This window comes from Streptomyces seoulensis (genome assembly GCF_022846655.1).
In the GTDB taxonomy this organism is placed as follows: domain Bacteria; phylum Actinomycetota; class Actinomycetes; order Streptomycetales; family Streptomycetaceae; genus Streptomyces.
Map to the genome: position 1 here is coordinate 1,095,477 of NZ_AP025667.1, position 15,262 is coordinate 1,110,738.

Below are 15,262 nucleotides of genomic sequence, written 5' to 3' on the forward strand. Positions count from 1 at the left end.
TCGGCCCGTGCGTGCTTGCTTCAGCTCTCGCGCAGGTACTTCGGGGCGGGCGGTCTGGAGGAGCGCGCGTCCTTGCCCAGTGTGGCCGAGAGCCACTTGTCGTAGGACGCCTGCCAGCCGTCGCCGCGGTAGTCCACCAGTACGCGGTTGACGCGGCGCACCAGGTCGGTGGCGTCCTTCCGCATCGCCACGCCGTAGTACTCGGTGGTGAACGGCTTGCCCAGCACCCGCACCGTGGGGTCCTGGGCCGCCTGGCTGGCGGCCAGCGCGCCGTCGGTGACCACCGCGTCCGCCTCGCCGAGCTGGAGCCGGACCAGGCAGTCGAGCTGGTTGGGGACGGTCGCGGAGAAGTCGGTGGTCGTGGGCAGCACCTTGCGCTCCCGGTCGGCCTTCAGCTTGCCGTAGGCGGTCGAACCGGCCGCCGTGCAGACCTTCTTGCCGGCCAGCGTCTCGTCGTAGCCCTCGATGCCGGAGACGTCGGGCACCAGCAGTTGCTGGCCGGTCTTGAAGTAGGGGGCGGAGAAGGCCACATCGCGCAGCCGCTCGCAGGTGATCGTCATCGTGCGCACCACCATGTCGACCCGGCCGTCCCGGATCGCGGTGATGCGCTGGCTGGTCGGGATCGCCTTGAACTGCACGTCGTCCGGGCTGCCGAGGATGTCCTCGGCTATGCGGTGGACGAGGTCGATGTCGAAGCCCTCCAGCTCCGCGCCCTCGGTGCCCGGGTTGCGGTAGCCCCAGCGGTAGCTGTTCTGGTCGACGCCGACGACCAGCTTGCGCTTGTCGCCCTTGCGGGCCTTGATGGCGTCGATCGTCGGGCCGTCCGCGCCGGAGGGGGACGGGGTCCGGTTCTGCGCCTCGGACTCCTCGCAGTCGTCCGCGCGGGCCGGGGTGCCGGTGACCAGGCTCCGGCCCGCCGGACCGGCACCGGACGTCGGGTGTGCCTGGGTGCGCGGGAGCAGGGTCACGAACGCCAGCGCCAGCGCGCACAGCACCGCCATCGTGCCGACCCCGCCCCAGCCGCGCAGCCGTGCGCGTATCCGCGCCGCGTCCATCACCTGGCCCCCTGTCACCGGTACTCCGAAAGCCTGCGCCCGATGCCGAACACCGCGCCCGCCGCGCCCAGTACACCGAGCACGGCGGCGCCCTCGGGCAGCCCGGTCATGGCGTCCCGGCCGCCGGTCGCGGCGCGGTCGAACTCCGCCTGCTCGTGGCCGAGGGCACGGGACAGGCTGCGGTCGACGCCGTCGAAGGACGCCCCGGTCGTGCCGTCGGCGCCGATCACCAGGTCCAGCGCCCGCTGGTAGTTGCCCTTCTCGTCCTCGCCGCGGGCCGTGCCGTGCCGGTCCCGCCACTCGTCCGCGTCGGCACGGGCCGCGTCGACCGGGGCGCCGCCCTCGACGTCGTCGGCGAGCCGCCGGGCCTCGGTGAGCCGGGTGCCGAGCGCCGCGAGGTCCTGGTCGAAGGCGTGGTAGTACGCGTCCTGTTTGGTGCCGTTCACCTCGACGGTCTCCGCTCCGCGCGCCACCAGGCTCAGGTTCTCGTTGCCGCGGGCCTTCAGGGCGGCGATCTGGGCGTTGTGCAGGACGTTCAGCGAGCGGATGCCGTGGTCGTAGGAGCCGAACAGGCCGGAGCGGGCGACGGTGTGGCCGACGACCAGCCACAGCAGCACCACCACGGTCGCGGCGGAGGCGGCGACCAGGCCGTGGTTCAGGACGCGGTTGGTGCGGCGGAAGTCCCGGTACTGGGCCAGGCCCAGCGCGGCGAGCGCCAGCAGACCGAGCGCGATCGCCGCCCAGGGGTAGGGGGTGGCGTCCGCGTAGTCGGCGTCCAGCCGCTGGTTCTCCTTGGTGTACAGGTCCTGGGCGGCCGGGAGCATCTCCGTCTGCATCTTCTCGTTGGCGTAGCGCAGATAGGCGCCGCCGACCGGATAGCCCTGGCGGTTGTAGACACGGGCCCGCTCGACCAGACCCTTGTACTCGGGCAGCAGTCGGTTCAGCTTGCGGACGGTGGCCTCGGAGGGGGAGCCCGGCTCGGTGTCGGCGGCCGCGCGGACGAGGCCGGAGGCGGCGGTACGGATGTCGTCCTCGTACCGCGCGCGGTTCGCGGCGCTCTCCCGGGGGCCGGCCAGGAAGCCGGTGGAGGCCGCGGTGTTGGCGTCGGCCAGCGAGCGGTAGATGGCGGCCGCGCCCGAGCTGAGCGGCTGGCTGCGGGTGAGCACGTCGTCGGCGGCGCTCGCCCGCTCGCCGCTCTGCCAGGCGGTGACGGCGCCGAACGCGACGACCACCAGGGCGAGTACGGCACCGATGACCCGCAAGCGGCCCGGCTCGGTGGTCGCGGCGGCACGCAGCCGCTCGGCGCCCTCGACGAACGCGGTGCGCCGCACGGGCGGCAGGCCGGACCGGCCGCGCTGGGCGGGGACGGTCGCGGTGGCCGAGGTGACCGGTGGTGCGAACGCGGTACTGCTCTGCGGCGGTTGTGTCACCTGACCTCCCCCATGGTCATCCGTTGGCCGTCAGTATCGCCGCACCCGCCCCCCTTCGCACCAGCCTTCACCGCATCTTGATCGGATCAGGCCGAGAAGCGGGCTCTACCCCCTCTGTCCAGGAACACGCCATACCATTCCCCAACGGTTCCCCACCGGTGACTACTTGGAGCACGAACCTGCCATGTGGCCCGAATTCATCGCGACGCTGCCCGAGACCGCCGAGGCAGCTCCGCCCGCCACCGAGGCGGCGCTCGCCGACTGCGCGACCGCACTCGGGCACGCCCTGCCCCCTGCCCTCGCCACGCTCCTCGCGGCCGCCGACGGCATCACCGGCGAGTACGGCACCGAACTCCTCTGGCCCGCCGAGCGACTCGCGGCGGAGAACGTGGCGCTGCGCGGCGGCGCCGAATTCGCCTCGCTGTACATGCCGTTCGACCCGCTGGTCTTCTTCGGGGAGACCGGAGGCGGCGACCTCCACGCCGTCCTCGCGCGCATCGACCGGCCCGACGTGTTCGTCTGGGACCACGAGACCGACAGCCGCACCTGGGTCGCCGGGAGCCTCGCCGACCACCTGGAGCGGTCGGTCAGCGGGGCGTTCGACTTGTAGCCGCCTCCCAGTGCGCGCGGGCCCGCGCCTGGGCGCCGGGCGGGGAACCGAGATGGTCCAGGCCCAGCAAGGCCGCGCCCAGGACCGGGGGAGCGGTGATCAACTGGGGCTCCGCCAGGGGGGCTTGAGCGGCCAGGCGGGTGCGGATGCCCTGGTCGAGCTGAGGATGGCCCGCCGCCAGGACGCCGCCGCCCAGCAGGACCGCAGTGGGCTCGGTGAGGAGGTCCAGGCGGGTCAGGGCGACCGTGGCCATCAGGGCCACCTCCTCCGCAAGGCGGTCGACCAGGGAGCGGGCCACCGGGTCGCCTCCGGCCGCCGTCGAGAAGAGCACGGGGGCCAGTTCGTGGCGGCGCTCCGGGGCGAGCCGGCCCAGGTGGAGGGACTCGATCAGCGCGGCCGTCGTGGGCAGGCCGAAGTGGGCCGGGACCGTGCGGGCCAGCTCGGTCGCCTCGCCCCGGCCGTCCTCCGCGCGGGCCGCGTGCCACAGCGCCTCCTCGGCCAGGCCCCAGCCGCCGCCCCAGTCGCCGGAGAGGCGGCCGAGGGCCGGGAAGCGTGCCGTACGGCCGTCGGGACGCATGCCGACGCAGTTGATCCCGGCCCCGCACACCACGGCCACGCCCCGCGGCTCGGCCACCCCGGCGCGCAGGATGGCGAAGGTGTCGTTGCGCACCGCCACCGACGCGCCCCAGGCCCGCGCGGTCACCGCCGCCGCCAACTGCTCCTCCTCCACCGGGAGATCGGCGTTGGCCAGACAGGCCGAGACGTGCGAGACGTACGGCACCCCCGCCTCGGCCAGCGCCCGCTCCACCGGCACCGCCAGCGCGTCCAGTGCCCGGTCCACGCCCACCGCGGGCGGCCGGAAGCCCCCGCCGCGCGCCGTCGCCAGCACCTCACCGCCCGCGCCGACCACGGCCACGTCGGTCTTGCTGTTGCCCGCGTCGACGGCGAGGACGGTCCCGGTCAGGCCCACGCCAGGTGCTCCCGGTTGTGCGCGAGCAGCAGGTCGGTGAGCGTCTCGGCGTACGCGTACTGGCCGACCAGGGGATGCGCGAGCAGCGCCCGGAACACCCGCTCCCGGCCGCCGCGCAGCGCCGCGTCCAGCGCGAGTTCCTCGTACGCCGTCACGTTCGCCATCAGCCCCGCGAACAGCGGGTCGACGCCCGGCACCGGAAGCGGCTTCGCCCCGGCCGGGCCCACCGCGGCGGGCACCTCGATCACCGCGTCGTCGGGCAGGAACGGCAGCGTGCCCCCGTTGACCGTGTTCACCACCTGGTACGGGCTGCCCCCGCCGCCCAGCAGGGCCGCCGCCACGTCCACGGCCGCCTCCGAGTAGAAGGCCCCGCCCCGGCGGGCCAGCAGCGCGGGCTTCTCGTCCAGCGCCGGGTCGGCGTACATCGCCAGCAGCTCCCGCTCCAGCGCCGCGACCTCGGCCGCCCGCGAGGGCTTCACCCGCTGCTCGGCCACCACCTCGTCGTGCAGGTAGTAGTAGCGCAGGTAGTACGACGGGATCGCGCCCAGCCGTTCCAGCAGGGGGCGCGGCAGGCGCAGGTCGGCGGCGACCGCGTCCCCGTGCTCGGCGAGCAGCCGGGGCAGCACGTCCTCGCCGTCGGGTCCGCCGAGGCGCACGGCGGTCTCCCAGGTGAGGTGGTTGAGGCCGACGTGGTCGAGGTGGACCTCGCCCGGCCCGGTGCCGAGCAGCGCGGCGAACTTCCGCTGGAGTCCGATCGCCACGTTGCACAGCCCGACCGCGCGGTGCCCCTCCCGCAGCAGGGCGCGGGTGACGATGCCGACCGGGTTGGTGAAGTCGATGATCCACGCGTCCGGGTTGGCCCGCCGGACCCGCTCCGCGATGTCCAGCACCACGGGCACCGTGCGCAGCGCCTTGGCGAGGCCGCCCGCGCCGGTCGTCTCCTGGCCCAGGCACCCGCACTCCAGCGGCCAGGTCTCGTCCCGCTCGCGCGCCGCCTGTCCGCCCACCCGGAGCTGGAGCAGCACCGCGTCGGCGCCCGCCACACCGGCGTCCAGGTCGGAGGTGGTGACGATCCGGCCGTCGTGCCCCTGCCGGGCGAAGATCCGGCGGGCCAGCCCGCCCACCAGCTCCAGCCGGTCCGCCGCCGGGTCCACCAGCACCAGCTCGGTCACCGGCAGCGTGTCCCGCAGCCGGGCGAAGCCGTCGACGAGTTCCGGCGTGTAGGTCGAACCTCCGCCGACCACGGTCAGTCTCACGGGCGACTCCCTCGCGTACGACGGGCTCCTCGGCCAGCAGGAACCTAGGCGCAGGCGGGAGAGTCCGTCAACGAAGCGAGCCGTTCGGAGCGCCGCTACTTCACGGGAGGCTTCAGTTACTTCACGGGAGGCTTCGGCGTGGTGAGCGGGTTGCTGGCCAGCGACTGCGGCGAGGTGGAGCTGGCGAACGCCGAGGGGGCGGCGACCATCGCCGACGGGTCCGGGGTCTCGTCCTCCGGCACCACGGCCGTGGCACCGCCGACGATCGGGATGCTCGCCTTGTCGAAGGCCCGCTTGATCCGCCAGCGCAGCTCACGCTCGACCGACACCGACTTGCCCGGCATGGTCTTGGCGGAGACCCGGATGACCATGGAGTCGATCAGCACGCTGTCCAGGCCCAGCACCTCGATCGGGCTCCAGAGCAGCTCGTTCCACGGCTCCTCCTTGCCCATCTTCTCCGCGACCTCGTCCAGCACGGACTTGACCTTGTCCAGGTCCTCGCCGGCGCGGACGGTGACCTCCACGTTGGCCGTCGCCCAGCCCTGGGAGAGGTTGCCGATGCGCTTGACCTCGCCGTTGCGGACGTACCAGATCTCGCCGTTGTCGCCGCGCAGCTTGGTCACGCGCAGGCCGACCTCGACCACCTCGCCGGTCGCGACCCCGGCGTCGATGGTGTCGCCCACGCCGTACTGGTCCTCGATGATCATGAAGACGCCGGACAGGAAGTCGGTGACCAGGTTCCGGGCGCCGAAACCGATCGCCACACCGGCGACACCGGCGGAGGCCAGCAGCGGGGCGAGGTTGATCTTGAAGGTGGAGAGCACCATCAGCGCGGCCGTGCCGAGGATGACGAAGGACGCCACCGAGCGCAGTACCGAGCCGATGGCCGCCGAGCGCTGGCGCCGCCGCTCGTTGTTGACCAGCAGCCCGCCCAGCGCGGTGTGGTCCACCGCCTGCACGGTGCGGTTCATCCGCTCGATCAGTTTGGTGATGGCCCGGCGCACCACGGCGCGCAGCGTGACCGCGATGACCACGATCAGCAGGATCTGCAGACCCATGGCGAGCCAGGTCGACCAGTTCTGCTCCACCCAGCTCGCCGCGTCCGCCGCGTTCTGCTGGGCGTCCTGGAGCGACGGCACGGCCGGGTCCGAGCCCGTGGGCGAGGGAGACGGCGACGCTCCGGCGGCCAGTAGGGCGACGGGCAGGGACACGGCGGGTACCTCCATGGTGCTGCGCGGTCCGCTCCGGCGGGCGGGCAAGATCACGAAAAGGTCACCGGACGGACAGAACCACCACACTAACGGGGCATTGCGCACCCACTCGCCCCTTCACCGGAGACCGCCTGCCCCACCCCCGCCTGAACAGGCCATGCTGACCGGAAGGCACCGCTCATGTGGTCGAAAACACTTCGGGCCCGTTACCGGCACATGGTGGCGCTCGGACCAGGCATGAGGGGAGACTGAACCAGATCGTCCCGGCGCGAGCCACGCGCCGCCGACGCCCAAGGAGGCCCCTGTGCCGCATGTCCTGGTCCTCAACGCGTCGTACGAGCCCCTCGGCGTCGTACCGCTCCGCCGCGCGCTCGTCCTCGTCCTGGAGAACAAGGCGGTCTCCCTCGAGGAATCCGGCGCCTATCTGCACAGCGCGTCCGTCACAGTCCCCGCACCCAGCGTGGTCCGGCTCAAGCGTTTCGTGCGGGTTCCCTACCGGGGGCCCGTTCCACTCACCCGGCGCGCGCTGTTCGCGCGGGACGGGGGCCGGTGCGCGTACTGCGGCGGTGTCGCGACCAGTGTCGACCACGTCATCCCGCGCTCTCGCGGGGGCAAGCACGTCTGGGACAACGTGGTGGCCTCCTGCCGCCGCTGCAACCACGTCAAGGCCGACCGCCACCTGGTCGAGCTGGGCTGGCGCCTGCGCCACCAGCCGGCCCCGCCCACCGGCCTGGCCTGGCGCATCATCGGCACCGGGCACAGGGACCCGCGCTGGCTGCCCTACCTGCAGCCCTACGGCGCGGACGCCGCTCTGGCCCGGATCGACGGCATCTCCGCCTGACGCTCCGGGCCTTTCTCACGCCCGCCACCGGCGAACCCGGCGTCACCGGGGCACCGGCGGCGGACCCGCGGGTCAGGCGGTGACGCCCCGGCTGGTGAGCAGGGCGGTGTAGGCGGCCTCGGCGGCGCGTCCCTCCAGCGTTCCGGGCGGGGTGTGGGTCAGGAAGCTGCCGGTGTCGCCGTGGTGCAGGACGCTGCCCCCGTACATGACGGTGACGTGGTCCGCCTCCTCCGCCAGGTCGGCCACGTCGTGCGTGGACAGCAGCACCCGCACGTCGTCGGTGAGGCCGCGCAGGATGTCCCGGAAGACCCGGCGCTGGTAGGGGTCCATGCCCGCGGTGGGCTCGTCCAGCAGCAGCACGCGCGCCCCGTGGACCAGCGCCCCGGCGACGCCGACGCGGCGCAGTTGGCCGCCGGAGAGGCTGCTGGTGCGGGCCCCGGCCTGGTCGGCCAGGTTCACCCGGCCCAGGGCCCGGCGGGACTGCTGCCACGCCTCGGCGCGGCTCATGCCCTTGAGCCAGCCGATGTAGGCGACGTACTCCCGCGCGGTGAGCGTGGGCATCGGCACGATGTCCTGCGGCATCCACGCGACCGACTGCCGGTAGGCGGCGGTGCCGGCCGGGGTGCCGTCCAGCGTCACCCGCCCCCGCTGCGGCCTGGTCACCGAGGCGGCGAGCTTCAGCAGGGTCGACTTGCCCGCTCCGTTGGGGCCGAGCAGCACGGTGAGGCCGTCGGGGAGGGCGTAGGAGAAGTCGCGCAGCACGGGCGGCTTCCAGCGCCGGTAGCCGTAGGTGCAGTTGTCGATTTCGAGTGTCACGCTGTTTTCCTCGACGAACGGATCTGGGCAGCAAGGCCGGCGGCGAACACGATCAGGGACGCGGCCGCCGCGAACAGGTTGTCCGCGGGGAGCGCGATGACGGTCCAGAGATGGGGCACGTTCCCGCGGAACCCGACGACGACCACGGTGACGAGCCAGCCCACGGGGATCATCACGGCCGTCTGTCCGGCCCAGGCCCGGCCGAGCAGCATCAGCCCGGTCAGGAACACCGCGTTACGGCCGCACGTGACGGCCGTGGACGTGCCGTTCAGGGCGGCGACGAGCACCCCGCACAGCAGTGCCAGGGCGGCCACGGAGACCACGAGGACGTTGTCGAGCCGGGTCACGGACCGCACGCCGGAGACCTCCGCCGCGGGCAGCCGCGACTCGAGGACGGCCATGAGGCAGGCGAGCAGCGGCACGGGCACGAACAGGGACAGCGCCACACGGGGCGCCCCGGTGAGGGCCGGCAGCAGCACCGAGGTGTCCTGCACCGCGTACAGGCCCCCCGCGAAGAGGACCAGGGCCAGCGGCAGCAAGGCGTGGCCCCGGCGGGCCTTGAACCACCACCTCACGACGACCTCGCCGGGCAGGACGCGAGCGTCCGCTTGATCCACCGGGTCTGCTCGGCCTCCGGCTGGCGCTGGACCCGGACGACGTCGAGCCGCACCTGTCGCTCCAGCTTCAGGGCCAGGGGATCGCGCCCTTCCTGCGCCCGGCGCTTCTGGTAGACGTTCTCCTGGCCCGTCTTGATCGCCGCCCACAGCCACGCCGAGTGCGCGGAGACCGCGTCGACGTTCTCGCAGCGGAAGTGCAGGGCGCGGACGACGACCTGGTACACGGCGCTGCCGTTGCGCACCGGGTCCATCAGGACCATGCGCCACTCCGTGTCGGTGGAGGGCTTGTGCTGCCGGCCGTCGGCGTAGCTGTCGGTGATCAGCCGGGGGTCCGCCGAGGTCGCCCCGGACGCGCGCAGTATCCGCAGCGCTTTGGCGGTGTCCCGCTGGACCTGCGGAAGACGGTCCGCGTTGAGTTCCGGCACGCACATCCGCGGGGCGCTGCCCTCGCACACCATCGCCACGTGGCCGCCGGACAGCGGAGGAGTGGCGGGCCAGTCGGCGGCTGTCCGGTAGGCGCCGAGGACGCCGCCCACGCCGATCGCGGCCGCGACCACGACGCGCAGCACGCGCCAGCCCACGGGCAGCCAGAGCGTCAGCAGTCCCACGGCGATGCCGCCCACCAGCAGCACGGGGACCGCGGCGGTGACCAGGTCGGGCACCTCGCCGTAGCCGACGCTGCCGAACTGCCCCGAGACGTGGCGGGGCCAGTACGGCAGTACGGACCGGGTGAAGGCGACGACGACCCAGACGGCCACCGCCAGGATCGGGGTGGCGATGAGGCGGGGGAGCACGCAGCCCACCGCGAAGCCGATGACGGCGTGCGCCACGCACAGCACCATCGCCGCGAGCGGCAGACGCAGGCTGTCGAGCGTGGGCATCGTCGCCGAGCGGGCCAGGGAGACCGCCGGCGGCACGAGTACGACCAGCCACGAAAGGGCGATGACGGGAGCGAGGGCGTTCACCGCGATGCGATACCGGGAACGCGCCGGTGCCAATGCCCATACGCGCGCCTCGCGCAGGCGCCCGCTTTCCCAGCAGGAAAGTGCTGCCGCCGCCGCATAAGCCAGGGCGTAAAGGGTTTTCAGTGGCTCCGCGACAATGCTGGGGGCGTAGTGGTAATAGCTGGAGGGCGGGGTCGTCTCTCCCACCACGTAATAGAGCAGTGCCAATAGGATGACGGCCGGGCCGGCCCATCGCACACTACCGCTGCGCAGGCTGGTGCTGAATTTCATGGAATCTCACTGAACCGCGTGTGGGGGAGACGGGGGCGCCCCGGCGGGGCACCCCCGGTGGTGAGAATGTCAGCCGTCGGCCTTGGTGGTGTCCACGGTGAGCGAGCCCACGGTGAGCTGCGGACCGAAGGTGGAGCCACCGATCTTCATGATCTGGAAGTAGTAGTCACGCTTGCCGGACGGCAGGTCCGTCCACTCGCCGTTGCTGACGTCGCCGTTGAAGCAGGCGGTGAACGTCTTGTTGTCGTAGGACTCGTCGGGCTGCAGGCTGATGTCGTTCCATATCTGGACGTCGGTGCTCTTCGAGCCGTCGGTGACGCAGTTGTGGAAGGTGATCTGCGAGTACAGTTCGTCCGACCAGCGACGGGACTCGAAGCCCACGCTGGCGGCAGTGATGGAGCTGGTCCAGTTGGCCTCGGCGATGGGTGCCAGCGCGAGCGTGATCACGGCGGCGGTTCCGGCGACCATGGAAATGCGTGCACTACGCTTCATTTTCCCTCTTCCCCTGTTGAATACGGGGGTGGGTACTGGTGAAGCAGATAAGTCTCCCCACATTGTCCTCTCCCCCGTGCGCCGAGGCTTTTGCCTGAGCGAACGAAATCTAGCAGCGCCGTTCAGGGGCGGGCAACCTTTTTTGATCGATCGACCGGCCGGGAATTTGTCCGCCATGTCGCCCCATCATCCGGTTTCCATGTCGGTTATGAGCGAAAGGGGTATCGATTGTTCATGATCGTTCGCCGGTGGGCGGTAAATCGCAGAAATTCGGCAGGATGTGCGACGTGGTGACCGCGGGCGTGGGGCCGGGAGTCGCCGTATGCTTGCGGAGTGTGATCAGTCCCGTGCGGTTCGTCACGGACATGTCTGCCCTCGCGCGCACTGGGTAGGGCTGCGGTAATCCGCACGATGCCGAACTCGACCAAGGAGGCCCCCGTGGCCGCACCGGCTCACCTCTTTCTGCCCGCCCAGTGGAAACCCGAGGCGGAGACGCCCGGCGAGAGCGCCGACTGCGCGTTCAGCGCGGAGAGCGCCTGCGTGGAGGCTCCGCTGACCAGCGAGCCGCCGCTGCCCGGCGCCGAGCCGCTGACCAGCGAGCCCCCGCTCGCCGACATCGTCCCGCTCACCGGTGACCTCGACCCCGTCCCGGTCCGCTTCGGCCCGGCCGAGTAGATGGCCGCGGCGCTCGAGGACGAGGAACTGCGCGCGCTCGCGGAACTGCACGGCGTCGCCACCTCCTACAGCCCCTCCCCGGACGTCATGGTCGCGGTGCCCGCCGCCGCGGTGATCGCCGCCCTGGCCGCCCTGGAGATCGACGCGAGCACCCCGGACGCCGTCCGCACCGCGCTCGCCGAGCGGGAGCGGGAGCTGCGGGACCGGCTGCTGCCGCCCACCGTGGTCCGCTGGACCGGCCGGCCCGCCGCGCCCGCCGCGGGCACGGGCACGCCCGCCGGCACCCCCGACCCCTTCGACGTCCTGCCCCCGGGCACCCAGGTGCAGATCGACACCGAGCAGGGCGAACGCCGGACCAGCGCCGACGACCTGCCCACCGGCGTCCACCACGTCACCGTCACCGCCCCCGACGGACGCACCGGCCACGCCCACCTCATCGTCGCCCCCGAGCGCCTCCCCACCCCCACCGGCCGCTCCTACGGCCTCCTCGCCCAGCTCTACTCCGTGCTCTCCCACCGCTCCTGGGGCATGGGCGACCTCGGCGACCTCGCCGAGCTGGCAGCCTGGGCCGGACGCACCCACGGCGCCGGATTCGTGCAGGTCAACCCGTTGCACGCGGCCGTACCCGGCGCGCCCACCGACCCCTCCCCGTACCGCCCCTCCTCCCGCCGCTTCCCCGACCCGGTGCACCTGCGCGTCGAGGACGTCCCGGAGTACGCCTACACCGAGCCGTCCCCCCGGCTGCGCGAGCGGGCCGAACGGCTGCGCGCCGACGTGCTCGACAAGGGCGCCCTCATCGACCGCGACGCGGTGTGGGAGCTGAAGCGCGAGGCGCTGGAACAGGTCGTACGGGTCCCGCTCGGACCGGGCCGGCAGGCCGCCTACGACGCCTATCGCGCCGAGGAGGGCCAGGCGCTGGAGGACCACGCCACCTGGTACGCCCTCGCCGAGGAGCACGGCCCCGACTGGCGGAGCTGGCCCGAGCCGCTGCGCGACCCCCGCTCGGCGGACACCGCGCGCGCCCGTGCCCGGCTCGCCGGCCGGGTCGAGTTCCACACCCGGCTCGCCTGGCTCACCGACGGCCAGCTCCGGGCCGCCCAGCGGGCCGCCGAGGAGGCCGGAATGCCGATCGGGATCGTGCACGACCTCGCGGTCGGCGTGCATCCGGTCGGCGCCGACGCCTGGTCCCAGCAGGACCACTTCGCCGCCGGGATGTCGGTCGGCGCCCCGCCCGACGCCTTCAACGCGCGCGGCCAGGACTGGGGTCTGCCGCCCTGGCGCCCCGACCGCCTCGCGGAGTCCGGCCACGCCCCCTACCGCCACCTGCTGCGCGCCCTGTTCCGCTACGCGGGCGCGCTGCGCATCGACCACGTGATGGGCCTGTTCCGGCTCTGGTGGGTCCCCGAGGGCAGCCCGCCCACCGAGGGCACCTACGTCCGCTACGACGCCGAGGCGATGCTCGCCCTGCTCGCGCTGGAGGCGTCCCGCGCGGGCGCGCTGGTGATCGGGGAGGACCTGGGCACCGTGGAGCCCGGTGTGCGCGAGACGCTCCAGCGGCGCGGGGTGCTGGGCACCTCCGTGCTGTGGTTCGAGCGGGACTGGACCGGCGACGGCCGGCCGCTGCCGCCCGAGGGCTGGCGCGCGGACTGCCTGGCCACCGCCACCACCCACGATCTGCCGCCCACGGCGGCCCGGCTCACCGGCGAACACGTCGACCTGCGCGAGCGGCTCGGCCTGCTGACCCGTTCGGCCGCCGACGAGCACGCCGAGGCGGTCGCGGACACCGCCGAATGGCTGGCCCTGCTGGGCAGCCTCGGCCTGCTCGACAGCCCCGCCGCCGGGCCGCCCGGCACCGACGAGGAGGCCGAGATCCAGGGCTTCCACCGCTTCCTGCTGCGCACCCCGGCCCGCCTGGTCGGCGTCTGGCTCCCGGACGGCATCGGGGACCGGCGCCCGCAGAACGTGCCCGGCACCTGGGACCAGTACCCCAACTGGCGCCTGCCGGTGTCCGATCCCCAGGGGCGGCCGGTACCGCTGGAGGAGCTGACCGCGTCCCCGAGGCTGCGGGCGCTGCTGGCCGCGGTGCGGGCGGGGCTGGGGCACAGCGGTGCTTGAAGCCCCCGCACCGGCCGCGCGTACGGCACCCCGGACGCGCGGCCGGTGCGGCGGTTCGCTAACTTGGGGAGCGTGGACAAGAAGAACGCCCTGCGCGCCGGAGCCCTGGCGGCCGGCACGACGCTGATGATGCTGCTCATGTCGTCCCCCGCGCTCGCGCTCACCCGCGACGACGGTGACGACCCCGGTCCCGGTCTCTCCGCGTGGGAGACCATCGGCCTGTACGTGCTGATCCCGCTGGGCCTGTTCGTCGTCATCGCCGGTCTGGTGATGGTGCTGGACAAGTCGCGGCCCCGGTCGGGTGCGACCTCGTCCTCTTCCAAGGTCTGACGGACCTTCCAAGGTCTGACGCACCTTCCAAGGTCTGACGGACCGCCGGTCCGAATCCGCCGGGGGCGCCGCCTCCCGCGTACGCGCAAGCCGCCGTACGCGGGCCTTGGCGGCGCCCCCGGCGCGTTCCCCCGCACCGCGCCACCGAGGAGCCGCAGATGGCAGGCACCACCGGTACCACCGGCGTCGTGGTCGTGGGCTGCGGCCCGACCGGCCTGCTCCTCGCCGGTGACCTCGCGGCCGCCGGAGTCCCGGTCACCGTGCTGGAGAAACGGCCGCGCGGGATCAGCAACCTCACCCGCGCCTTCGCCCTGCACGCGCGCACGCTGGAACAGCTCGACATGCGCGGCCTCGCCGACGGACTCGAAGCCCTCGGTCACCCCCTGACCCGGCTGGGCCTCTTCGACGGCCTCACCCTCGACCTCTCCGGCCTGCCCACCCGCTTCGCGCACGTCCTGGTGGTCCCGCAGTACGAGGTGGAACGGGTACTGGAGCGCCGGGCGCGGGAGGCGGGCGCCGAGTTCCGGTACGACACCGAGGTGACCGGGCTGACGCAGGACGCGTCCGGCGTGACGGTGCGGGCGCGGGGCATGGAGCCGCTGCGGGCGGCGTACGTCGTGGGCGCCGACGGGATGCGCAGCGCCGTACGGGAGGCGGTGGGACTGCCGTTCCCGGGGCGCTCGGTCATCCGCTCGGTGGTCCTCGCGGACGTACGGCTCGCCGAGGACCCGCCCGGCCTGCTCACCGCCGGAACGGTGGGGGACGCCTTCGCCCTCCTCATCCCCTTCGGTGACGGCTACCACCGGGTGATCGGCTGGCACCGGGCCCACGACGTCTCCGACGACGCCCCGCTGGACCTCGCCGAGATCAAGGACATCGTCCGCCTGGCCCTCGGCCGGGACTTCGGCATGCACGACCCGCGCTGGCTGTCCCGCTTCCACAGCGACGAACGCCAGGCCCCTTCGTACCGCGCGGGCCGGGTCTTCCTGGCCGGCGACGCCGCCCACGTCCACTCCCCGGCGGGCGGCCAGGGCATGAACACGGGCCTGCAGGACGCGGCCAACCTGAGCTGGAAACTGGCCGCGGTCCTGGCCGGCCGCGCAGGCCCCGCCCTGCTGGACACCTACGACACCGAACGCCACCCGGTGGGCCGCACGGTCCTGCGCAGCAGCGGAACCCTGATCCGCCTCGCGATGGCCAACCGCCCCTGGACCAGGGCGGCCAGAGCCGTCCTGACCTCCCTGATGACCCACTTCCCCGCCCTGCGCAGCAAGGCGATGCGCCAGGTGACGGGCCTGGGTTACGCCTACGGACGCGGCCTCGCCGGCCGACGGGCCCCGGACATCCGCCTGCCGGACGGCACCCGCCTCTATGAGGCCCTGCGCGCGGGCGACTTCGTCCTCCTCACCCAGACCCCCTGTCCCGACACCCGCCGTTCCCACCTCACGACCTCCGAATGGCCCGGCCCCCGGACCCTCCTGATCCGCCCGGACGGCTACATGGCCTGGACGGCGAAGTCACCGACCCCAACCGCCCTGGAAGCAGCGCTACTCGAACACGTGGGGCGGCCGGACTGAACGGCTCACTGTGCGGAGAAAGAAGGGGGGCG

The 15,262-nt window shown here is 73.1% G+C and carries 15 protein-coding genes; 6 read left to right on the top strand and 9 right to left on the bottom strand.

Annotated elements, in window-relative coordinates:
- Window positions 1-20: 20 nt before the first annotated feature.
- Both HEK131_RS05065 and HEK131_RS05070 read right to left on the bottom strand, forming a co-directional pair.
- Entirely contained in the window at window positions 21-1,055 is a 1,035-nt protein-coding gene (locus HEK131_RS05065) for a glutamate ABC transporter substrate-binding protein (RefSeq protein ID WP_244451940.1), read from the bottom strand.
- A 14-nt stretch (window positions 1,056-1,069) separates the two neighbouring features.
- Window positions 1,070-2,485: a hypothetical protein gene (locus HEK131_RS05070; protein WP_432215611.1), complete on the bottom strand. Its 1,416-nt coding sequence runs from the start codon at window positions 2,483-2,485 to the stop codon at window positions 1,070-1,072.
- A 184-nt stretch (window positions 2,486-2,669) separates the two neighbouring features.
- On the opposite strand from HEK131_RS05070, the gene HEK131_RS05075 reads away from it, so the two are divergent.
- Window positions 2,670-3,095 carry an SMI1/KNR4 family protein gene (locus HEK131_RS05075; protein ID WP_244333823.1) on the top strand — a complete coding sequence of 142 codons (426 nt, stop codon included), beginning with the start codon at window positions 2,670-2,672 and terminating at the stop codon, window positions 3,093-3,095.
- Here the strand turns inward: HEK131_RS05075 and HEK131_RS05080 are convergent.
- The 3 genes from HEK131_RS05080 to HEK131_RS05090 all read right to left on the bottom strand — a co-directional run bounded on the left by HEK131_RS05080 (window position 3,073) and on the right by HEK131_RS05090 (window position 6,547).
- Window positions 3,073-4,065 (bottom strand): N-acetylglucosamine kinase, encoded by a 993-nt coding sequence (locus HEK131_RS05080; RefSeq protein WP_244333824.1) that lies wholly within the window; start codon window positions 4,063-4,065, stop codon window positions 3,073-3,075. The two genes, HEK131_RS05075 and HEK131_RS05080, sit on opposite strands and share 23 nt — an antisense overlap.
- Window positions 4,056-5,321 carry a 6-phospho-beta-glucosidase gene (locus HEK131_RS05085; protein ID WP_244333825.1) on the bottom strand — a complete coding sequence of 422 codons (1,266 nt, stop codon included), beginning with the start codon at window positions 5,319-5,321 and terminating at the stop codon, window positions 4,056-4,058. The genes HEK131_RS05080 and HEK131_RS05085 overlap by 10 nt, the downstream gene beginning before the upstream one ends.
- A 116-nt stretch (window positions 5,322-5,437) precedes the next feature.
- A complete protein-coding gene (locus HEK131_RS05090) occupies window positions 5,438-6,547 on the bottom strand; it encodes a mechanosensitive ion channel family protein (RefSeq protein ID WP_161150921.1) in 1,110 nt (369 codons plus the stop codon).
- Between the two features lie 289 nt (window positions 6,548-6,836).
- Between HEK131_RS05090 and HEK131_RS05095 the strand changes: the two genes are divergently transcribed.
- Window positions 6,837-7,373, top strand: a complete 537-nt coding sequence (locus HEK131_RS05095; protein WP_030814019.1) for an HNH endonuclease — start codon at window positions 6,837-6,839, stop codon at window positions 7,371-7,373.
- Between the two features lie 72 nt (window positions 7,374-7,445).
- Here HEK131_RS05095 and HEK131_RS05100 read toward each other — a convergent pair whose 3' ends face one another.
- The 4 genes from HEK131_RS05100 to HEK131_RS05115 all read right to left on the bottom strand — a co-directional run bounded on the left by HEK131_RS05100 (window position 7,446) and on the right by HEK131_RS05115 (window position 10,533).
- Window positions 7,446-8,189 carry an ATP-binding cassette domain-containing protein gene (locus HEK131_RS05100; protein WP_217465567.1) on the bottom strand — a complete coding sequence of 248 codons (744 nt, stop codon included), beginning with the start codon at window positions 8,187-8,189 and terminating at the stop codon, window positions 7,446-7,448.
- Window positions 8,186-8,806, bottom strand: a complete 621-nt coding sequence (locus HEK131_RS05105) for a hypothetical protein (protein WP_244333826.1) — start codon at window positions 8,804-8,806, stop codon at window positions 8,186-8,188. The genes HEK131_RS05100 and HEK131_RS05105 overlap by 4 nt, the downstream gene beginning before the upstream one ends.
- Window positions 8,761-9,771 carry a hypothetical protein gene (locus HEK131_RS05110; protein WP_244333827.1) on the bottom strand — a complete coding sequence of 337 codons (1,011 nt, stop codon included), beginning with the start codon at window positions 9,769-9,771 and terminating at the stop codon, window positions 8,761-8,763. The genes HEK131_RS05105 and HEK131_RS05110 overlap by 46 nt, the downstream gene beginning before the upstream one ends.
- Before the next feature lie 339 nt (window positions 9,772-10,110).
- Entirely contained in the window at window positions 10,111-10,533 is a 423-nt protein-coding gene (locus HEK131_RS05115) for a hypothetical protein (RefSeq protein WP_217465564.1), read from the bottom strand.
- Between the two features lie 438 nt (window positions 10,534-10,971).
- On the opposite strand from HEK131_RS05115, the gene HEK131_RS05120 reads away from it, so the two are divergent.
- From HEK131_RS05120 to HEK131_RS05135, 4 genes are all read left to right on the top strand, one after another.
- Window positions 10,972-11,208, top strand: coding sequence for a hypothetical protein (locus HEK131_RS05120; RefSeq protein WP_217465563.1), 237 nt, complete (start codon window positions 10,972-10,974; stop codon window positions 11,206-11,208).
- Entirely contained in the window at window positions 11,209-13,323 is a 2,115-nt protein-coding gene (gene malQ / locus HEK131_RS05125) for a 4-alpha-glucanotransferase (protein WP_244333828.1), read from the top strand.
- Window positions 13,324-13,395: 72 nt separating this feature from the next.
- On the top strand, window positions 13,396-13,653 hold the full coding sequence (locus tag HEK131_RS05130; protein ID WP_217465561.1) for a hypothetical protein: 258 nt from the start codon (window positions 13,396-13,398) through the stop codon (window positions 13,651-13,653).
- Window positions 13,654-13,811: 158 nt separating this feature from the next.
- A complete protein-coding gene (locus HEK131_RS05135; protein ID WP_244333830.1) occupies window positions 13,812-15,230 on the top strand; it encodes an FAD-dependent monooxygenase in 1,419 nt (472 codons plus the stop codon).
- Window positions 15,231-15,262 lie beyond the last annotated feature (32 nt).

Coding starts and splice junctions, on each gene's coding strand:
- HEK131_RS05065 (WP_244451940.1), bottom strand. CDS start 1,055: ATGGACGCGGCGCGGATACGCGCACGGCTGCGCGGCTGGGGCGGGGTC.
- HEK131_RS05075 (WP_244333823.1), top strand. CDS start 2,670: ATGTGGCCCGAATTCATCGCGACGCTGCCCGAGACCGCCGAGGCAGCT.
- HEK131_RS05090 (WP_161150921.1), bottom strand. CDS start 6,547: ATGGAGGTACCCGCCGTGTCCCTGCCCGTCGCCCTACTGGCCGCCGGA.
- HEK131_RS05115 (WP_217465564.1), bottom strand. CDS start 10,533: ATGAAGCGTAGTGCACGCATTTCCATGGTCGCCGGAACCGCCGCCGTG.
- malQ (WP_244333828.1), top strand. CDS start 11,209: ATGGCCGCGGCGCTCGAGGACGAGGAACTGCGCGCGCTCGCGGAACTG.
- HEK131_RS05135 (WP_244333830.1), top strand. CDS start 13,812: ATGGCAGGCACCACCGGTACCACCGGCGTCGTGGTCGTGGGCTGCGGC.